This window comes from Modestobacter caceresii (assembly GCF_000761485.1).
Classification (GTDB): domain Bacteria; phylum Actinomycetota; class Actinomycetes; order Mycobacteriales; family Geodermatophilaceae; genus Modestobacter; species Modestobacter caceresii.
The window spans coordinates 1-17,761 of record NZ_JPMX01000069.1; the positions used below are offsets into that span (position 1 = coordinate 1).

Consider the following 17,761-nt stretch of genomic DNA (forward strand, 5'->3'; position numbering starts at 1 on the left):
GGGTGCGGCGACCGGCATCCGGCTGCTGGCGGCCCGGGCCGCGCTGGCCGCAGCCGCCGTCGAGCTCGCCGCCGGGGGGGCCGGGGAGGCGGCGGGACCGGCCCGTCGCGCACTCCGCGGCTTCAGCGAGCTGCTCATGCCCTTCGACGCGGCGCTCTCGCGGCTGGTGCTGGCCCGGGCCGCGGCCCACGACGACCGGGGCACGGCAGCTGACGAAGCCGGTGCCGCCCTGGCCGCACTCCAGGGCCTGGGCGCCACGCCGGCGGTGGGCGCGGCCACGGCGCTGCTCCGCGAGCTCCGGGAGCCCGCGCGTCGCCCGGTCCGAGGCTCGGGGGAGCTGTCCGCCCGGGAGGAGGAGGTGCTGGCCCTGATCGCCCGAGGGTTGTCGAACGCCGCCATCGGCCGGGCCCTGGTCATCAGCGAGAAGACCGCCGGGCACCACGTCAGCCACATCCTGACGAAGCTGGGGGCGCGCAACCGGGCCGAGGCAGCTGCCCACGCCGTCCGCCGCGGCACGCCGGCCGACTGAGCTGGGCTCGCGCCCGGCCACGTCCGCCGTTGCCGGGTGCACGCCGCTTGCCGCCGAACGGTCGGCGCGTGATGCTCGTCGCATGGTCAGCGCACCGGGTCCGACGTCGTCGGTCGAGGAGACGCCGGAGTCCACCGGCAAGGTCGACTCCAAGTTCTACGAGAAGGAGTTGTCCCGGCTGCAGACGGAGCTGGTGAAGCAGCAGGAGCACATCCGCGCGCGGGGCTTGCGGGTCGTCGTCCTCTTCGAGGGCCGCGACGCCGCCGGCAAGGGCGGCGCGATCCAGCGGATCACCGAGAGCCTCAACCCGCGGCACGCGCACGTCGTCGCGCTCCCGGCCCCGACCGAGCGGGAGAAGGGGCAGTGGTACTTCCAGCGGTACGTGGCGCACCTGCCCGGCCCGGGGGAGATGATCCTGTTCGACCGGTCCTGGTACAACCGCGCCGGCGTCGAGCGGGTCATGGGCTTCTGCACCGACGAGGAGTACGAGGAGTTCCTCCGGTCGTGCCCGGAGTTCGAGCGGATGCTGGTGCGCAGCGGCATCACGGTCGTGAAGTACTGGTTCTCCGTCAGCGACACCGAGCAGGAGAAGCGCTTCCAGAAGCGGTTGAAGGAGCCGACCAAGCGCTGGAAGCTGAGCCCGATGGACCTCGAGGCCCGCAACCGCTGGGTCGACTTCTCCCGGGCCAAGGACGCGATGTTCGCCGCCACCGACATCCCCGAGGCGCCCTGGTGGGTCGTCGAGGCGGAGGTGAAGAAGCGGGCCCGGCTCAACGTGATGGCCCACCTGCTGACCCAGGTGCCGTACGAGGACCTCACCCCGCCCGCGCCCGAGCTGCCGCCCCGGCCGCCGGTGGAGGAGGATTACCTCCGGCCGCCCAAGGAGAGCCAGCACATCGTGCCCGACATCGTGCCGTGAGTTCCTGGGGCCGCCGAACCGTCGACCCCATGGTGCGGCGGAGCGGTCAGCCGACGTCGAGGACGTGCCGTTCCAGCCAGTCGTTGCGAAAGGCCCTACGGGGGTCGAGCCGGTCGACCAGGGCCAGGAAGTCGGCGTGGCGGGGGTAGCGCGGTGCGAGGGTGGCCGCGTCGGCGAGGAAGAGCTTGCCCCAGTGCGGGCGGGCGCCCAGCGGCAGCAGTCGGGCCTCCAGCTCGACCAGCAGCTCCTCGACCTCGGCCTGGGCGGGCAGCCAGGTGAAGTGCAGACCGAGCGTGGGCTCGCCGTAGGCGGTGCTCATCCACAGCTCGTCTGCGGCGACCGTGCGGATCTCACAGACCTGCAGCAGCGGCCGGATCCGGTGTGCCAACGAGCGCAGCACCTCCAGCGCCTCCACCCCTGCGGTGCGGGGCAGCAGGTACTCGGACTGGATCTCGTTGCCGTTGCTCGGGGTGAAGCCCATCCGGAAGTGCGGCAGGCGGTCCGACCAGCGCCCGGGGCTGCCCAGCTGCGCGGTGGTGGGCGCCGGGTCGATGCCGGGCAGCGGGTGCCGCTCGGTGGCGGCCTCGATCGCGCCGAACAGGTCACCGGCGGGGGAGCCGGCGACGTCGGTGCGGGACTTCACCCAGATCATGTCCACGCTCGGTCCCAGCCCCGTGAACAGGCTGACGCTGTAGCCGGCCGACAGGACCTCGTCCAGGTTGCCGTACAGCGTGTCCCAGGGCAGCTGCTCGAACACCCGCTGCTGCACGTCGAAGGCCGGCTCGACGTCGAGGGTCATCCGGGTGACCGCCCCGAGGGCGCCCAGCCCGACCACCATGCCGTCGAAGTCGGCGTCGCCGCGCGCGCACCGGACCAGCTCCCCGCTGGAGGTCACCAGCTCCAGGCCGGCGACCGCCGTCGCCAGGTTCCCGTTGCCCACCCCCGAGCCGTGGGTGGCCGTGGCCACCGCGCCGGCGATCGAGATGTGCGGGAGCGAGGCCAGGTTGTGCAGTGCCAGGCCCTCCCGGTGCAGGGCGGCAGCCAGCTCGCCGTATCGGAGGCCCGCATCGACTGTGACCGTGCGCCGGTCGCTGCTCACGTCGACCCGGTCGGAGGTCATCGCCTCCAGCGACAGCAGCTCGGCGCTGTCGCCGATGGCGGTGAAGGAGTGCCGTGAACCCAGCACCCGCACCTGCCGGGCGTTCGTGATCGTCTCCTGCAGCTCGGCCAGCGACTCCGGCCGGTGCAGCTCCGTCGCGCGGTAGGTGTGGTTGCCTGCCCAGTTCGTGGTCGCCAGTGCCACGGGTGCCTCGGTCACGCCCCAGTGTCCCGCAGGTCCGTCGTCCGCGTCGGGCGGGACGTCGCTCAGAGCAGCCGGTCGAGGTCGTCCGGCCCCGGCCCGGTGCCCCCGGAGTCACGGACGGGGGACGACTCGGGCACGTCGTCGTCCGGTGGCTCGTCGGCGACCGGCCCCTCCGCGTAGAGGGTGCTGGGGTCCTTGGGGTCCATCTCACGCACGGCGGGTACCTACCCCGGTCCGCCAGGACGAACCGCTGGGCCGGATCACCAGGGGCCCTCGCCACCACCGAAGTACACGGTGATGAACATCCAGCCGAAGACCACCAGCAGGGCCAGGAACTCCAGTGCGTAGAGCTGCCAGCCGCCGTTGGCGATCCGCTGGCGGATTCCGGGCTCGTCCGAGTGACCGGAGTCGGGGGTGTCGGCCATGGGTCTCTCCTCCCAGGACGGGAGCCCCACCGCGGCGCACTCGTGGACCGGAGGCCACGCCGGGCCGCCGGAGGGGCTCGGGTCCCCGGGCTCGGCTCACCCGGGTCGACCACCTCCATGCCCAGCCCGGGCGCGATCCAGACGTGGAAGCTGGTCCCGAGCCGTGGTCCCGGGCCATACGCGCAACCCCAGACGTCCCATTGACACCATTCCGCTGACCTCCCTACGGTCGGGCGCGTTCCACCGGACTGATCGAGGGCACGACCCCGTTCGCCGTTCCTGGTGCTGCGGGGCACGGCCCCCGCCACCGCGCGATGACGCCGGTGGACCACCACGGACACCGGAGTCCCGCATGCCTGGACGCGCCACCCTGCCCTCCTCCCGTCAGTCGGCCGCCGCGCCGAGCCGCCGGCACCGACGGCGCCACTGGCCCCTGGTGGCCACCCTCAGCACCGGCCTCCTCGTCGGCAGCGCGGCCGCACCGGCCGCCGCGGGTGAGGGCCACCCCGGGCGCGGCGGCGGCTCCGACCGCGGCTCCGCGAGCACGACCGTCGAGCCCTTCGGCACCGCGCCCGACGGCACCCCGGTCGAGCGCTGGACGCTGAGCAACGGCGACATGACGGTCCGGGTGCTCACCTACGGCGGTGTCATCCAGACCCTGGAGGTGCCCGACGAGGACGGGGACGTGGAGAACGTCGTCCTGGGCTTCCCGGACGTGGCCGGCTACGCCTCGGACGCCGACCCGTACTTCGGCTCGCTGATCGGCCGCTACGGCAACCGCATCGCCGGCGGCACCTTCGACCTGGCCGGGGAGACCTACCAGCTGCCGCTCAACGACGGCCCGAACACCCTGCACGGCGGCCCTGACGGGTTCGACGACCGGGTGTGGACGGCGACCCCCGTCGGCAACGAGCGCGTGGCGGCGCTACGGCTGGAGCTGGTCAGCCCGGCCGGCGACCAGGGCTTCCCCGGCACCCTCACCACCGCGGTCACCTACGCCATGGACGCGCACAACCGGCTGGCCGTCCGCTACGAGGCCACCACCGACGCACCGACGGTCGTGAACCTCACCCAGCACACCTACTGGAACCTCGGCGGCGAGGGGTCCGGCACCATCTACGACCACGAGCTGAAGATCGACGCCGACGCGTACACCCCGGTCGACGAGACGCTCATCCCCACCGGGGAGATCGCGCCGGTCGAGGGCACGCCGTTCGACTTCCGTGAGCCCACCGCGATCGGGGAGCGGATCCGGGTGGCCGACCAGCAGATCCTCTACGGCCAGGGCTACGACCACAACTGGGTGCTCGACCGCGAGGACGACGGCGCGCGCGAGGGCTCGGACAGCGAGGACGCCCTGGAGAAGGCTGCCGTGCTGCACGACCCGGACAGCGGCCGGACCCTCACCATCGCCACCACCGAGCCGGGCCTGCAGTTCTACTCCGGCAACTTCCTCGACGGCACGATCGTCGGCACCGGCGGGAGCGTCTACCGGCAGGGTGACGGGCTGGCGCTGGAGACCCAGCACTTCCCGGACTCCCCGAACCAGCCCGAGTTCCCCTCCACCGAGCTGCAGCCGGGCGAGGAGTACCAGAGCACCACGGTGTTCATGCTCTCCAACTGAAGTAGTGCGGCCGGCTGCGGACGGGCTTCCCCGTCCGCAGCCGGGCGCCTCAGGCGTCGTAGTCGACCGTGACCTCGTCGGTCAGCGGCAGCGACTGGCAGGTCAGCACGTACCCGGAGTCCACCTCGCCGGGGTCCAGCGCGTAGTTGCGGCGCATCTCCACCTCGCCGTCCGTCACCCGGGCCCGGCAGGTGCCGCACACCCCGCCCTTGCAGGCGAACGGCAGGTCGCCGCGCACCTGCTGCGCCGAGTCGAGCACCGGCACCCCGCGCGGCAGCGTCAGCGTGGTGGTGCGGCCGTCCAGCACGATCGTCACCGAGCTGCTGGGGCCCTCGACGGTCTGGTCGTCGCCGCGGACCGGCTCCGGCGGCAGGTCGTCGACGTAGAACAGCTCCTGGTGCACCCGCTCGGCCGGCACGCCCAGCTCGGTGAGCAGCTCCCGGGCGTCGGTGACCATGCCGTGCGGTCCGCACAGCCACCAGTGGTCGACCTGCGGCGCGTCGGTGAAGGCGTCGACCAGGGTGCGCAGCCGGTCGCCGTCCAGCCGGCCACTGGTCAGCTCGGCGTCCCGCGGCTCGCGGGAGAGCACGTGCACCAGCTGCAGCCGGGTGCCGTAGCGGTCCTTCAGGTCGGCGAGCTCGTCGGCGAACATCACCGTGTTGGTGCGCCGGTTGCCGTAGAAGACGGTCACCGTCGACTCGCCGTCCCGCAGCACGGTGGCGGCCAGCGAGAGCACCGGCGTGACCCCGGAACCGGCGACGACGAACACGTGGTCACCGGGCACCGACAGGTCGGCGGTGAACGTGCCCGACGGGGGCAGCACCTCGATCTCGTCGCCCGGCCGCACCTCGTTGACCAGGTAGGCGGAGAAGAAGCCGCCGGGCACCTCGCGGACCCCGACCCGGGGTGCGGCGCCGACCGGGGCGCAGATGGAGTAGGAGCGCCGCTCGTCGCGGTCGCCGTCCACCCGGCGCAGGGTCAGCGCCTGGCCGGGGCGGAAGGAGTAGTCCTCGGCCAGCTCCGGTGGGACGTCGAAGGTGACCGCCACGGCGTCGTCGGTGAGCCGCTCGACCTGGGCGACCTTCAGCGGGTGGAACTGCGGACGCCGGCGGGCGGGGGCCGTCATCAGATCTCCTTGAGGTGCTCGAAGGGCTCCAGGCAGACCCGGCAGCGGCGCATCGCCTTGCACGCGGTCCCGCTGAACTCGCTGATCTCCTCGGTGTCGGCCGACCCGCACTGCGGGCAGGTCGCCGTCCGCCGGGACGGGCCGAGCTGCAGCGGCACCGGACCGGTCCGGCGCACCGGCGCGTCACCGGGGGGTGCGATGCCGCCGGCGGCCAGCTTCCGGCGGCCGGCCGGGCTGATCCAGTCGGTGCTCCAGGCGGGGGAGAGGACCGTCCGGACGTCGACGTCGGCGAACCCGGCCCGGTGCAGCGCGTGCACCAGGTCGGCGCGCATGACGCCCATCGCCGGACAGCCCGAGTAGGTGGGGGTGATCTCCACGACGACCGTGCCGTCCTCGTCCCGGACGTCCCGCAACACCCCGAGGTCGGCCAGCGTCAGCATCGGCAGCTCGGGGTCGGTGACCGTCTCCGCCACCGCCCGCGCGTCGGAGGGGCCAGAATCGCGACTTTGGCCCCTCGGGGCCGACGTCATCGCGGTCACCAGGTCGCGGCCGGGTGTTCGCGGGCGGTGGACTGCAGCTCGGTGAGCAGCGCGGTGAACTCGGCGCTGTGTTCGCCGGCGCGGCCGCGGCTGGGCTGCGGGGTGGGCCACTCGGGCACGGTGAGCGTCGCCCGCTCGAGCACGAGGGTGAGCACGTCGCGCACCTCGTCGGTGAGCTCCGCCGGGTCGACGGCCACCCCGGCGGCGGTCAGCCGGGTCTCGACGTCGGTGGCGGTGAACAGGTCGGCGAGCAGCGGCCAGACGGCGTCGACCCCGGCCTGCGTACGGCGGTGCGACTCCGGCGTCCCGTCGCCGAGCCGGAGCACCCAGCGGGCGGCGTGGTCGCGGTGGTAGGTCAGCTCGGGCACCCCCTTGGCGGCGATCGCGGCGAGCACCGGGTCGCGGGACTCGCGCAGCCGGTTGAGAAGCGCCAGCCGCCAGGCCGAGGCGGCCAGCAGGCGGACGACGGTCTGCCCGAAGTCGCCGTTGGGGGCCTCGACCAACCCGGAGTGGCGGAACTCGTCGGGGTCGCGGAAGTAGGCGAGGGCGTCCTCGTCCGGGATGCTCGCCGTCGCCCGCTCGCGGCTGCGGCCGAGCACGCCGACCGAGCCCGCCCGGGCCAGCAGCAGCCGGGCCTGGCCGAGCAGGTCCAGCCCGCAGTTGGCGAGGGCGACCTCTTCTTCCAGCTCGGGCGCGTTGGTCACCCACTGGGTGAGCCGCTGGCACAGCACGAGCGCGTCGTCGCCGAGCATCAGGCAGTAGGCGCCCAGGTCAGCCGGGTCGATGCCCTCGGGCACGGTGGTGTCGACCCCGGCCAGCGGCTCGTCGAAGCCGGTGCCGAACGCCCACTGCCCCTCGCCTCCGTGCGCATGGTCCAACGCCTCGTACACGGTCTCTTCATGCATGTTGTTGCCCTTCTGGCCCCCTCTCAGGGGCCCGCCCCGAGGTACGAGGGGTGGGGGGAGAGGGGGTCCTTTGGCCGCTCACATGTGGGGGACGTTCTCCGGGATCTCGTAGAACGTCGGGTGCCGGTAGACCTTGTCGCCGCTTGGGGCGAACAGCGGGTCCTTCTCGTCGGGGCTGGAGGCGGTGATGTCGCCGGCCTGGACCACCCAGATGCTCACGCCCTCGTTGCGCCGGGTGTAGAGGTCGCGGGCGGCGTGCACGGCCATCTCGTCGTCCGGGGCGTGCAGCGAGCCGACGTGCACGTGGTTCAGCCCGCGCTTGCCGCGGACGAACACCTCGTACAGCGGCCAGTCGCGCTTGCTCACGGCCGGCTGGTCGGCCACCGGCACGCCAGGCCCGGTGGGGACGGCGCCGTGCCCACCCTCGGCGGTGACGTCGCCCATCGACCCGCCGGCAGCCGCGTCGCTCATCAGGCGCTCACGGCCGCGTGCTTGTCGGCGTAGGCGGTGGCGGCCTCGGTGACCCACGCGTTGTCGTCGCGGGCGGCCCGGCGGCGGGCGATCCGCTCGTCGTTGCACGGCCCGTTGCCGGCCAGCACCTGCTTGAACTCCGACCAGTCGATCGGGCCGAAGCGGTAGCGGCCGGTCTCGGGGTCCAGGGCGAGCTCGGGGTCGGGCAGCGTCACGCCGAGCACCTCGGCCTGGGGCACGGTCATGTCGACGAAGCGCTGCCGCAGCTCGTCGTTGCTGTGCCGCTTGACGCCCCACGCCATCGACTGCGCGGAGTTGGGGCTGTCGTCGTCCGGCGGGCCGAACATCATCAGCGAGGGCCACCACCAGCGGTCGACGGACTCCTGCACCATCGCCCGCTGGGCGTCGGTGCCGCGCATCATCGTCATCAACAGCTCGTAGCCCTGCCGCTGGTGGAAGGACTCCTCCTTGCAGACCCGGATCATCGCGCGGGCGTAGGGGCCATAGCTCGACCGGCACAGCGGCACCTGGTTACAGATCGCCGCACCGTCGACGAGCCAGCCGATGACGCCGACGTCGGCGTAGGTGAGGGTGGGGTAGTTGAAGATCGAGCTGTACTTCTGCTTGCGCTCGATGAGCTTGTCGGTGAGGTCGGCCCGGTCGGCGCCCAGGGTCTCGGCGGCCGAGTAGAGGTACAGCCCGTGGCCGGCCTCGTCCTGCACCTTGGCCAGCAGGATCGCCTTGCGCCGCAGGCTGGGGGCGGCGAGCAGCCAGTCGCCCTCGGGCTGCATGCCGATGATCTCCGAGTGGGCGTGCTGGGCGATCTGCCGGATCAGGCCCTTGCGGTAGCCCTCGGGCATCCAGTCGCGCGGCTCGATGCGGTGGTCGGCCGCGATCGTGGCGTCGAACTGCTGCTGCAGCACGGTCTCGTCCGGAGTCGGGCGGTCCAGCGTCGGCGCAGACATGTCGTCCCCTCGTTGGGCGATCAATTACTGACCATGCGGTCGGTATGAAGTGTCCACCCTCGCGCGGCGCGGCACAACCCGTCCCCACCGGACGGCGCGGTGCGGGTTGACAGCCGTCCCGGTGAGGAGTTGGTTACTGACCACCTGGACGGTATTTGGGTGCCCCGTGCGCCCGGCCGGCCGGCCGGCAACGACGCTCGGCGACCGCGGAGGAACAGCCCATGACCACAGCGACCGGGACCACGGGCACGGACGAGAGCGCCCGCCGGCTGGGCTCCGCGCCCGGCCCCGCGCAGCTCGACCCGGCCGAGCGGATGGGCGTCGACGAGCTGCGCGCGCTGCAGCTGGAGCGCCTGCAGTGGACCCTGCGGCACGTCTACGCGAACGTCCCGCACTACCGGACGGCGTTCGACGCCGCCGGCGTGCACCCCGACGACTGCCGCGAGCTGGCCGACCTGGCGCGCTTCCCGACCACCAGCAAGGCCGACCTGCGGGAGAACTACCCCTTCGGGATGTTCGCCGTCCCGCAGGAGGAGGTCCGCCGGGTGCACGCCTCCTCGGGAACCACCGGGCGGCCGACCGTCGTCGGCTACACCGAGGACGACATCGACACCTGGGCCACCGTCATGGCCCGTTCCATCCGCGCGGCAGGCGGCCGCCCGGGCGACAAGCTGCACAACGCCTACGGCTACGGGCTGTTCACCGGCGGGCTGGGGGCGCACTACGGCGCGGAGAAGCTGGGCTGCACGGTCATCCCGGTCTCCGGTGGCATGACGCCCCGCCAGGTGCAGCTGATCCAGGACTTCCAGCCGCGGGTGATCATGGTGACGCCGTCCTACCTGCTCACGATCATCGACGAGTTCGAGAAGCAGGGTCTCGACCCGCGCGCCTGCTCGCTGCAGATCGGCATCTTCGGCGCCGAGCCGTGGACCGAGGAGATGCGCCGGGAGATGGAGGAGCGCCTGGACATCGAGGCGATCGACATCTACGGCCTGTCGGAGGTCATGGGCCCGGGCATCGCGCAGGAGTGCGTCGAGACCAAGGACGGTCTGCACATCTGGGAGGACCACTTCTACCCGGAGGTCATCGACCCGGACACCGGCGAGGTGCTGCCCGAGGGGGAGCAGGGCGAGCTGGTGTTCACCTCGCTGACCAAGCAGGCGATGCCGGTCATCCGGTACCGCACCCGCGACCTCACCCGGCTGCTGCCGGGCACCGCCCGGCCGGGCATGCGCCGGATGGAGAAGGTGACCGGCCGGACCGACGACATGATCATCCTGCGCGGGGTCAACGTCTTCCCGACGCAGATCGAGGAGGTGGTGCTCCGGACGCCGGGGCTGTCGCCGCACTTCTCCCTCGAGCTGACCAGCCGCGGCCGGATGGACCACCTGACCGTGCACGTGGAGGCCCGGCCGGACTGCCCGGCCGACCGCCGCGAGGCCGCGGCCCGTGAGGTCGGCACCGCGGTGAAGGACACCATCGGGATCACCGTCGAGGTGTCGGTCGTCGACCCGGAGACGCTGGCCCGGTCGGTGGGCAAGCTGCAGCGGCTGACCGATCGACGTGAGCGGAGCGGGGCGTGACGGTTGCGCCGGCGCGGCGGGGGCGGCCCGGGCACTCGCTGGACTCGCTGCTGGACACCGCGGTGGCCGTCTTCATCGAGCGCGGGTACGAGGCGACCAGCATGGACGAGCTGGCGGCCCGGCTCGGCGTCACCAAGTCGGCGATCTACCACCACGTGCCCAGCAAGGTGGAGCTGCTGCGGCTCGCCCTGGACCGGGCGCTGAACGCGCTGTTCGCCGTCCTGGACGAGCCGGGAGCGCTCACGGGTCCGGCCATCGACCGGCTGGAGCACGTCGTCCGCGGGTCGGTGCGGGTGCTGACCGCCCAGCTGCCGTTCGTCACGTTGCTGCTGCGGGTGCGCGGGAACTCCGCGGTCGAGTCCGAGGCGCTGGGCCGGCGCCGCGAGTTCGACCGGATCGTCACCGACCTGGTCCGCGCGGCGGAGGAGGAGGGCGACGTGCGGCCCGACGTCGACCCCGCGGTCACAAGCCGGCTGCTGTTCGGCACCGTCAACTCCCTCACCGAGTGGTACCGCCCCGGGCGCGGCCTGGACGCCGAGGCGCTGGCCGACGCGCTGGTCACGACCACCTTCAGCGGCCTGCGCACCGCAGCCGCACCCGTCCCCCCGGAGGCACTCCGATGACCGCACCGATGTTGCCGAGCTACGTCGCCGGCCGCTGGTACACCGCCCCCGACGAGGGGACGCCGATCGCCGACGCCGTCACCGGCGAGACCGTCGTCCGGGTGTCCAGCGCCGGGCTGGACGTGCCGGGGATGCTCGACCATGCCCGCTCGGTCGGCGGTCCGGCGCTGCGCGAGCTGACCTTCCACCAGCGTGCGGCGCTGCTCAAGCAGCTGGGCCTGCGGTTGATGGCGGAGAAGGACGCGTTCTACGCGCTCTCCCGGCGCACCGGGTGCACCGACCGGGACACCGCGGTGGACGTCGACGGCGGCTTCGGCACGCTGCTGTCCTACGCGAGCAAGGCGCGTCGGGAGCTGCCCGACGACACCGTGGTGCTCGACGGGGCCCCCGAGCCGCTGGGCCGGGGTGGCACCTTCCTCGGCCAGCACCTGTACACGCCGCTGCGCGGGGTGGCGGTGCAGGTCAACGCCTTCAACTTCCCGGTCTGGGGCTTCCTGGAGAAGTTCGCCCCCGCCTTCATCGCCGGCGTGCCGACCGTGGTGAAGCCGGGCAGCCAGACCGCCTACCTGACCGAGGCCGTCGTCCGCTCGATCGTCGACAGCGGTCTGCTCCCCGAGGGCAGCGTGCAGCTGCTGGCCGGCAGCGCCGCCAGCGTCCTCGACGGGCTCGCCGGCCAGGACCTGGTGTTCTTCACCGGCTCGGCGTCCACCGCCCGCAAGCTGCGCAGCCACCCCGCGGTGGTGGCGAACTCGGTGCGGTTCAACGCCGAGGCCGATTCGCTCAACTGCGCGGTGCTCGGCCCCGACGCCACCCCGGACACCCCCGAGTTCGGCCTGTTCGTCGACCAGTTGGTCACCGAGATGACGGTGAAGGCCGGGCAGAAGTGCACCGCGATCCGGCGGGCGCTGGTGCCGCGTGAGCTGGCCGACGACGTGGTGGAGGCGACCCGGGCGAAGCTGGCCGAGGTCGTCGTCGGTGCCCCGGACGCCGAGGGCGTGACCATGGGCGCGCTGGCCAGCCTGGATCAGCGGCAGGAGGTGCTCCGCGCGGTGAAGGCGCTGCGCGGGGTCGCCGACCTGGTCGCCGGGGACCCCGACGACTTCTCCGTCGTCGGCGCGGACCGGGACCGGGGCGCCTTCCTGCCGCCGTTGCTGTTGCGCTGCGACGATCTCTCCGCCGGTGAGCCGCACGACGTGGAGGCGTTCGGGCCGGTCAGCACGGTGCTGCCCTACGACGGCGTGGCGCACGCGGTCGAGCTCGCCGCGCGCGGGCAGGGCAGCCTGGTGGGCTCGATCGTCACCCACGACCCGGCGGTCGCCCGGGAGTTCGTGCTCGGTGCCGCGCACGCGCACGGCCGGGTGCTGGTGCTCGACCGGGACGACGCCGGGGAGAACACCGGCCACGGCTCCCCGCTGCCGGTGCTGGTGCACGGTGGCCCCGGGCGGGCCGGCGGTGGCGAGGAGCTCGGCGGGATCCGCGGGGTGCTGCACCACATGCAGCGCACCGCCGTGCAGGGCTCCCCGGACATGCTGACCACGATCGGTCGCCGGTGGGTGACCGGCGCCGCCCGCACCGACGACGGCGTGCACCCGTTCCGCAAGTCGCTGGCCGAGCTGCGGATCGGGGACTCGGTGACCGCCGGGCCGCGCGCGGTCACCCTCGCCGACATCGAGCACTTCGCCGAGTTCACCGGGGACACCTTCTACGCCCACATGGACGAGGCGGCCGCCGCAGCCAACCCGCTGTTCGGCGGGCGGGTCGCGCACGGCTACCTGATCGTCTCCTGGGCCGCGGGGCTGTTCGTCGACCCGGACCCGGGGCCGGTGCTGGCCAACTACGGGGTGGACAACCTGCGGTTCCTGACGCCGGTCAAGCCCGGCGCGGAGCTGACGGTCACCCTCACCGCCAAGCAGATCACCCCGCGGGGCGGCGCCGACCACGGCGAGGTGCGCTGGGACGCGATCGTGGTGGACGGCGACGGACAGCCGGTCGCCACCTACGACGTGCTCACCATGGTGGCCAAGACCTGGGCCCCGGCGGCCGACCCGAGCTGAGCGGCGCCCGGCGGCGCGTCGGGGTCAGCCGGCGGCGGTCGAGCCGTCCGGCCGGCGGGTGACCTCGACGTGCGGCCGGGTCTGCCACAGCGCCCACTCGGCGCTGATGTCGCCGGCGGTGCGCAACAGCCGGGGGAGGTGCTCGGTGAGCAGCCGGTCGGTCGAGGTCTCCGCGGCGTGCACCGTCACGTTCATCGCGGCGCGCACGGCGCCGGCGCCGTCCCGGACCGGCACCGCGACCGAGCGGACGCCGGGGGCCAGTTCCTCGTCGGCCAGTGCCCAGCCACGGGCGCGGACCTCGGTCAGCTCGGTCTGCAGCTGGTCGGCCGAGCGGCCGATGTAGGTCGGCAGCCCGGCCCGGCTCGGCTCGGCCAGGGTGGCCTCCAGCTCGGCGGGGGGGAGGCCGGCGAGCAGCACCTTGCCCTGCGAGGTCTGCACGGCGGGGAAGCGCGTCCCGATCTCCACCCGCAGGGTGATCAGCTTCGGGACGGCGACCCGGGCGACGTAGACGATGTCCGAGCCGTCGAGCTGGGCCATCGAGGAGGACTCACCGGTCTGCGCGACCAGCGCCTCCAGGTGCGGGCGGGCGATGTCCCACATCCCCAGCGCCCCGACGTAGGCCATGCCGAGGGTGAGCACCTTCGGGGTGAGCCGGAAGGCGCCGGCGGAGGAGCGGACGAACCCGAGCTCCTCCAGGGTGAGCAGCAGCCGTCGCGCGGTCGGCCGGGCCAGCCCGGCGGCGGTCGCGACGTCGCTCAGTGACATGACCGGGTGGTCGGCGTCGAAGCAGGCCAGCACGTCCAGCCCGCGCGCGAGCGCCTCCACGAAGTCCGGCCCCGTGCCCCGTCCTGCCACCGCGCGCCACCTCCCCGTCCCGTTGCTGCTGGTGCGTCGCACCGCGCCGGGCCGGCGCGGTGCGACGGGTGCTCAGTGCGAGCTGTGCTGGTCCAGCGAGGGCTCGCCGAACACGTTGCCCCGGGCTCCGTGGGTGGAGTGGGACTTGTACTCGGTGTAGGTGTACGGGTTGTCCAGGACGTCGTCGTCCGGCAGGTCCGGGTTCATGCCGGCCGCCCACGCCTCCGGGCCGAGGGTCGACTGCAGGTGCTCGACCGTCGCGTCGACGGTCCGCCGCACCGCGGCCAGGTCGGCACCGACCAGCTGGTGCTCGTGCTTCACCACCCGGCCGCCGACGAGCACCGTGTGCACGTCGCCGCGCTGGGCCTGGAAGGCCACGTGCCCGTAGGGGTTCAGCAGCGGGAAGGAGACCGGCGACCGGTCGTTCTTGATCAGCACGACGTCGCCCTGCTTGCCCGGCTCCAGGCTGCCCAGGTCGTCCCGGCCCAGCGCCAGCGCGCCGCCGCGGGTCGCCCAGTCGACGACCTGCTCGGCCCGCAGGTGCACCTGGGTGACCGTCTGCCCCTGGGCGTGCGCCTCCAGGTGCTCGCGGGAGCGGTCGGCGCCCAGCGTGCTGCGCATCGCGGAGAACAGGTCGCTGCTCCACCAGACGCTGGTGTCCATCGACAGCGAGACCGGGATGCCGTGCCGGCGCACCTGCCAGGTGGGCGGGTAGCCCTGCCCGGCGCTCTGCTCGGACTCCGTGGACACCGAGATGGAGCCGCCGGTCGCGGCGATCCGGTGGTAGGAGTCGGTGGTCAGCGTGGCGGCGTGCACGTACACCGTCTCGGGGGTCATGAAGCCGTTGTCGTGCATCAGCCGGATGCCCTCGTCCCCGGTGGCCCCCCAGACGCCGGCGTGCGTGGTGACCGGCAGGCCGAGCTCGCGCGCCACCTCGAAGGCGGGCTTCTCCGGGAACGCCGGGTCACCGGTGACGTCGAAGGCCAGCTGCAGGCCGAGCTTGCCCTCGTCCTGGCGGCGCTTCAGGAACGCCTGCACGGCCGGGTCGGTGGCCCACTCCCACGGGCCGGCCTGGATGTTGCCGTAGGCCAGCAGGAACCGGCCGGGCACCGCGAGCAGGGCGTCGGCGGCGGCCTCGGCGTGGTCGACGGTCTGCAGCCCGTGCGACCAGTCGACGGTGGTGGTGACCCCGGCCTCGACGGCGTCCCAGGCCGACAGCAGGTTGCCGGCGTACACGTCCTCGGGACGGAAGGCCTTGCCGTGCTCGAGGTAGTACCAGACGAAGTACTGGGTGAGCGTCCAGTCGGCGCCGTAGCCGCGCATCGCGGTCTGCCACATGTGCCGGTGGGTGTCGATCATGCCGGGCATCACGACGCCGCCCTGCGCGTCGATCTCCAGGGTCCCGGCCGGGACGTCGAGCTGCTGGCCGACGGCGGCGATCTTCCCGTCCACGACGAGGACGTCGGCGTCGGGCAGCACGGTGTGTGCGTCGTCCATGGTCAGCACGGTGCCGTTGCGCAGCACGACCGGGCGGTCGGTCGCCTGCCCCGCGACGTCGGTGTCGGGCTGGGACATCGTCTACCTCCAGGCCGTCACCGGACTGTCGCGGACGAATGTCCGCAGAACGGTCAGCCTGGCGACGGCCCCACTGTCGTGGTGATCGCGACCACATGTCAAGGCGGAGGATCGAGTCAGCCGTTCCGGTTGACAGTGGAACAGTGCGGTGGTGAGACTCGGCGGCACTCCGGACGCCCGTCCGCTTGACGGCGAAACACCGCTCGAGGGACCACACCCGATGACCGAACACCCACTGCCGCCCGGTTTCGCGCCGGGTCGGGGGCCGCTGTCCGGCCTCTTGGTGGCCGACTTCTCCCGGGTCCTGGCCGGGCCCTACGCCACCATGCTGCTGGCCGACATGGGCGCCGAGGTGGTCAAGGTGGAGAGCCCCGGCGGCGACGACACCCGCAGCTGGGCGCCGCCGGTGCGCGAGGGGGTGTCGACCTACTACCTGGGCGTGAACCGGAACAAGCGCTCCATCGCCCTGGACCTCAAGGACCCCGCCGACGCCGCCGCGGCCCAGGAGCTGGCCCGCCGCGCCGACATCGTGATCGAGAACTTCAAGACCGGCGGGCTCGGCCGCTTCGGCCTGGACTACGCCAGCGTCAGTGCGACCAACCCCCGCGTCGTCTACGCCTCGATCACCGGCTTCGGCAGCGGGCCGGCCGGTGCGCCGCTGCCCGGGTACGACCTGATCGTGCAGGCGATCTCCGGCCTGATGAGCCTCACCGGCGACCCCGAGGGCGAGCCGTTCCGGGCCGGCATCTCCGTCTTCGACGTGATGGCCGGCCTGCACGCCACCATCGGGGTGCTCTCCGCGCTGAACGTCCGGCACGAGACCGGCCGCGGCCAGCACGTCGAGGTCAACCTGCTGTCCTCCGCGCTGTCCGGGCTGGTCAACCACGCCAGCGCCGTCGTCGCCGGTGACGTGGTCCCGTTCCGGATGGGCAACAGCCACCCGAGCCTGTTCCCCTACGAGCCGCTCCCGTGCGCCGATGGCGACCTGATCATCACCGCCGGCAACAACGGCCAGTTCCGCCGGTTGGTCGAGGTGCTCGGCGTGCCCGAGCTCGCCGACGACCCGCGGTTCGCCCGCAACGAGGACCGCACGGCCAACCGGGACGAGCTGCGCCCGCTGCTGGTCGAGCGGCTGAGCACCCGGTCCAAGCGGGACTGGTTCGACGACATCATCGCCGCGGGCGTGCCCTGCGGGCCGATCAACACCGTCGACCAGGGGGTGGCCTTCGCCGAGTCGATCGGCCTGGACCCGGTGGTGACCGTGGGGGAGGGCGAGGCGGCAGTGCCGTCGGTCCGCCACCCGATCACCTTCTCCGAGACGCCGGCCGACTACCGGCTGCCACCGCCGGCCCTGGACGAGCACGGCGCCGAGCTGCGACGGTGGCTGGCCACCGAGGAGGACGCGTGACCACCCCCGAGTACCCGACCGCGCTGGGCGCCTCCAGCCGCGAGTCGATCACGCTGCTGGGCACCGACCTGGCCCGCGACGTCATGGGCACCGTCGGCTTCGGCGAGCTGGCCTTCTGGCTGGCCACCCAGCGGCGGCCCACACCGGGGGAGACCCGGGTCTTCGAGGCGGTGCTGGCCGCGCTCGCCGACCACGGCTTCACCCCGACGGCCATCGTCACCCGGCTCACCTACCTGTCGGCGCCGGACTCGGTGCAGGGGGCGCTCGCCGCCGGCCTGCTCGGCGGTGGCTCCCGGTTCCTCGGCGTCACCGAGGACTCCGGCCGATTCCTGGACGACGTGCTGAAGGGCGTGGACGGTGCGCTGCCGACCGACGACGCGGGCTGGGACGCCCTGGCCCTCGAGACGGTGACCGCCCAGCGGGCGGCGCGGCGCTTCGTCCCCGGGCTCGGCCACCACGTGCACAAGGACGGCGACCCGCGCACCCCCCGGCTGTTCGAGATCGCGACCGAAGAGGGGCTGTTCGGCCCGCACCTGTCGCTGTTCGCCGCGATCGGCCGGGTCCACCCCCAGGTGCTCGGCAAGACCCTGCCGCTCAACGGGGCCGGGGTGTGCGGTGCGGCGCTGGCCGACCTGGGCCTGCCGCTGGAGCTGCTCCGCGGCTTCGCCCTGCTCGCCCGCACGGCCGGGTTGATCGGACAGCTGGCCGAGGAGCTGCGGCACCCGGTCGCCAACGACGTCTTCCTGTCCGTGGACCTCAACAACCGGTCCGTCGCCCCCGACCCGTACCTCCCTGACCTCAACGGAGACAGTCATGGCTGAACTGGCCGCGGTGATCGCGTCCACCCATCACCCCTT

18 protein-coding genes are annotated in these 17,761 nt (G+C 73.1%); 8 read left to right on the forward strand and 10 right to left on the reverse strand.

The annotated features are described in order from the left end of the window. Both IN07_RS14785 and ppk2 read left to right on the forward strand, forming a co-directional pair. A partial coding sequence (locus IN07_RS14785; protein ID WP_036336861.1) for a helix-turn-helix transcriptional regulator occupies positions 1-529 on the forward strand: 529 nt, incomplete at its 5' end. A gap of 82 nt (positions 530-611) precedes the next feature. Continuing rightward, entirely contained in the window at positions 612-1,448 is an 837-nt protein-coding gene (gene ppk2 / locus IN07_RS14790) for a polyphosphate kinase 2 (protein WP_036336863.1), read from the forward strand. A gap of 46 nt (positions 1,449-1,494) precedes the next feature. Here ppk2 and IN07_RS14795 read toward each other — a convergent pair whose 3' ends face one another. Genes IN07_RS14795 through IN07_RS25320 form a run of 3 tightly spaced genes read right to left on the reverse strand, consistent with a single transcriptional unit; the run spans position 1,495 to position 3,176 of the window. Beyond that, complete coding sequence (locus IN07_RS14795) at positions 1,495-2,766, reverse strand: D-arabinono-1,4-lactone oxidase (RefSeq protein WP_036336866.1); 1,272 nt, start codon at positions 2,764-2,766, stop codon at positions 1,495-1,497. A 47-nt stretch (positions 2,767-2,813) separates the two neighbouring features. Next, complete coding sequence (locus IN07_RS25845) at positions 2,814-2,966, reverse strand: hypothetical protein (protein WP_164699637.1); 153 nt, start codon at positions 2,964-2,966, stop codon at positions 2,814-2,816. A 45-nt stretch (positions 2,967-3,011) separates the two neighbouring features. Further along, the gene (locus IN07_RS25320) at positions 3,012-3,176 is read right to left on the reverse strand and encodes a hypothetical protein (RefSeq protein WP_156119209.1); all 165 of its coding nucleotides are present in this window, start codon (positions 3,174-3,176) and stop codon (positions 3,012-3,014) included. A 436-nt stretch (positions 3,177-3,612) separates the two neighbouring features. Between IN07_RS25320 and IN07_RS14800 the strand changes: the two genes are divergently transcribed. Further along, positions 3,613-4,800: an aldose epimerase family protein gene (locus IN07_RS14800; RefSeq protein WP_231558390.1), complete on the forward strand. Its 1,188-nt coding sequence runs from the start codon at positions 3,613-3,615 to the stop codon at positions 4,798-4,800. A 49-nt stretch (positions 4,801-4,849) separates the two neighbouring features. Here the strand turns inward: IN07_RS14800 and paaE are convergent, their stop codons facing one another. The 5 genes from paaE to paaA form a co-directional block, all read right to left on the reverse strand. Next, positions 4,850-5,926 carry a 1,2-phenylacetyl-CoA epoxidase subunit PaaE gene (gene paaE, locus IN07_RS14805; protein WP_036336870.1) on the reverse strand — a complete coding sequence of 359 codons (1,077 nt, stop codon included), beginning with the start codon at positions 5,924-5,926 and terminating at the stop codon, positions 4,850-4,852. Continuing rightward, a complete protein-coding gene (gene paaD, locus IN07_RS14810) occupies positions 5,926-6,399 on the reverse strand; it encodes a 1,2-phenylacetyl-CoA epoxidase subunit PaaD (protein ID WP_036336872.1) in 474 nt (157 codons plus the stop codon). Before paaD ends, paaE begins: the two co-directional genes overlap by 1 nt. 62 nt (positions 6,400-6,461) lie before the next feature. Next, positions 6,462-7,370, reverse strand: a complete 909-nt coding sequence (paaC, locus tag IN07_RS14815) for a 1,2-phenylacetyl-CoA epoxidase subunit PaaC (RefSeq protein ID WP_036336874.1) — start codon at positions 7,368-7,370, stop codon at positions 6,462-6,464. A gap of 78 nt (positions 7,371-7,448) precedes the next feature. Then, positions 7,449-7,841, reverse strand: coding sequence for a 1,2-phenylacetyl-CoA epoxidase subunit PaaB (gene paaB / locus IN07_RS14820; RefSeq protein ID WP_456237881.1), 393 nt, complete (start codon positions 7,839-7,841; stop codon positions 7,449-7,451). After that, on the reverse strand, positions 7,841-8,806 hold the full coding sequence (gene paaA / locus IN07_RS14825; RefSeq protein ID WP_036336877.1) for a 1,2-phenylacetyl-CoA epoxidase subunit PaaA: 966 nt from the start codon (positions 8,804-8,806) through the stop codon (positions 7,841-7,843). The genes paaB and paaA overlap by 1 nt, the downstream gene beginning before the upstream one ends. Positions 8,807-9,027: 221 nt before the next feature. Here paaA and paaK point away from each other — a divergent pair, with 221 nt between their 5' ends. The 3 genes from paaK to paaZ are packed head-to-tail and all read left to right on the forward strand — an operon-like array spanning position 9,028 to position 13,066. Beyond that, complete coding sequence (gene paaK, locus IN07_RS14830; protein ID WP_036336879.1) at positions 9,028-10,389, forward strand: phenylacetate--CoA ligase PaaK; 1,362 nt, start codon at positions 9,028-9,030, stop codon at positions 10,387-10,389. Next, positions 10,386-11,012, forward strand: a complete 627-nt coding sequence (locus IN07_RS14835; RefSeq protein WP_036336881.1) for a TetR/AcrR family transcriptional regulator — start codon at positions 10,386-10,388, stop codon at positions 11,010-11,012. The genes paaK and IN07_RS14835 overlap by 4 nt, the downstream gene beginning before the upstream one ends. Continuing rightward, a complete protein-coding gene (gene paaZ / locus IN07_RS14840; protein ID WP_036336883.1) occupies positions 11,009-13,066 on the forward strand; it encodes a phenylacetic acid degradation bifunctional protein PaaZ in 2,058 nt (685 codons plus the stop codon). The genes IN07_RS14835 and paaZ overlap by 4 nt, the downstream gene beginning before the upstream one ends. 24 nt (positions 13,067-13,090) lie before the next feature. Here the strand turns inward: paaZ and IN07_RS14845 are convergent, their stop codons facing one another. Further along, a complete protein-coding gene (locus IN07_RS14845) occupies positions 13,091-13,921 on the reverse strand; it encodes an IclR family transcriptional regulator domain-containing protein (RefSeq protein ID WP_036336885.1) in 831 nt (276 codons plus the stop codon). A 72-nt stretch (positions 13,922-13,993) separates the two neighbouring features. Further along, complete coding sequence (locus tag IN07_RS14850; protein ID WP_052091293.1) at positions 13,994-15,496, reverse strand: amidohydrolase family protein; 1,503 nt, start codon at positions 15,494-15,496, stop codon at positions 13,994-13,996. Positions 15,497-15,716: 220 nt separating this feature from the next. Between IN07_RS14850 and IN07_RS14855 the strand changes: the two genes are divergently transcribed. After that, the gene (locus IN07_RS14855) at positions 15,717-16,904 is read left to right on the forward strand and encodes a CaiB/BaiF CoA transferase family protein (RefSeq protein WP_036336887.1); all 1,188 of its coding nucleotides are present in this window, start codon (positions 15,717-15,719) and stop codon (positions 16,902-16,904) included. Continuing rightward, a complete protein-coding gene (locus IN07_RS14860) occupies positions 16,901-17,725 on the forward strand; it encodes a citryl-CoA lyase (RefSeq protein WP_036336888.1) in 825 nt (274 codons plus the stop codon). The genes IN07_RS14855 and IN07_RS14860 overlap by 4 nt, the downstream gene beginning before the upstream one ends. Positions 17,726-17,761: the final 36 nt, after the last annotated feature.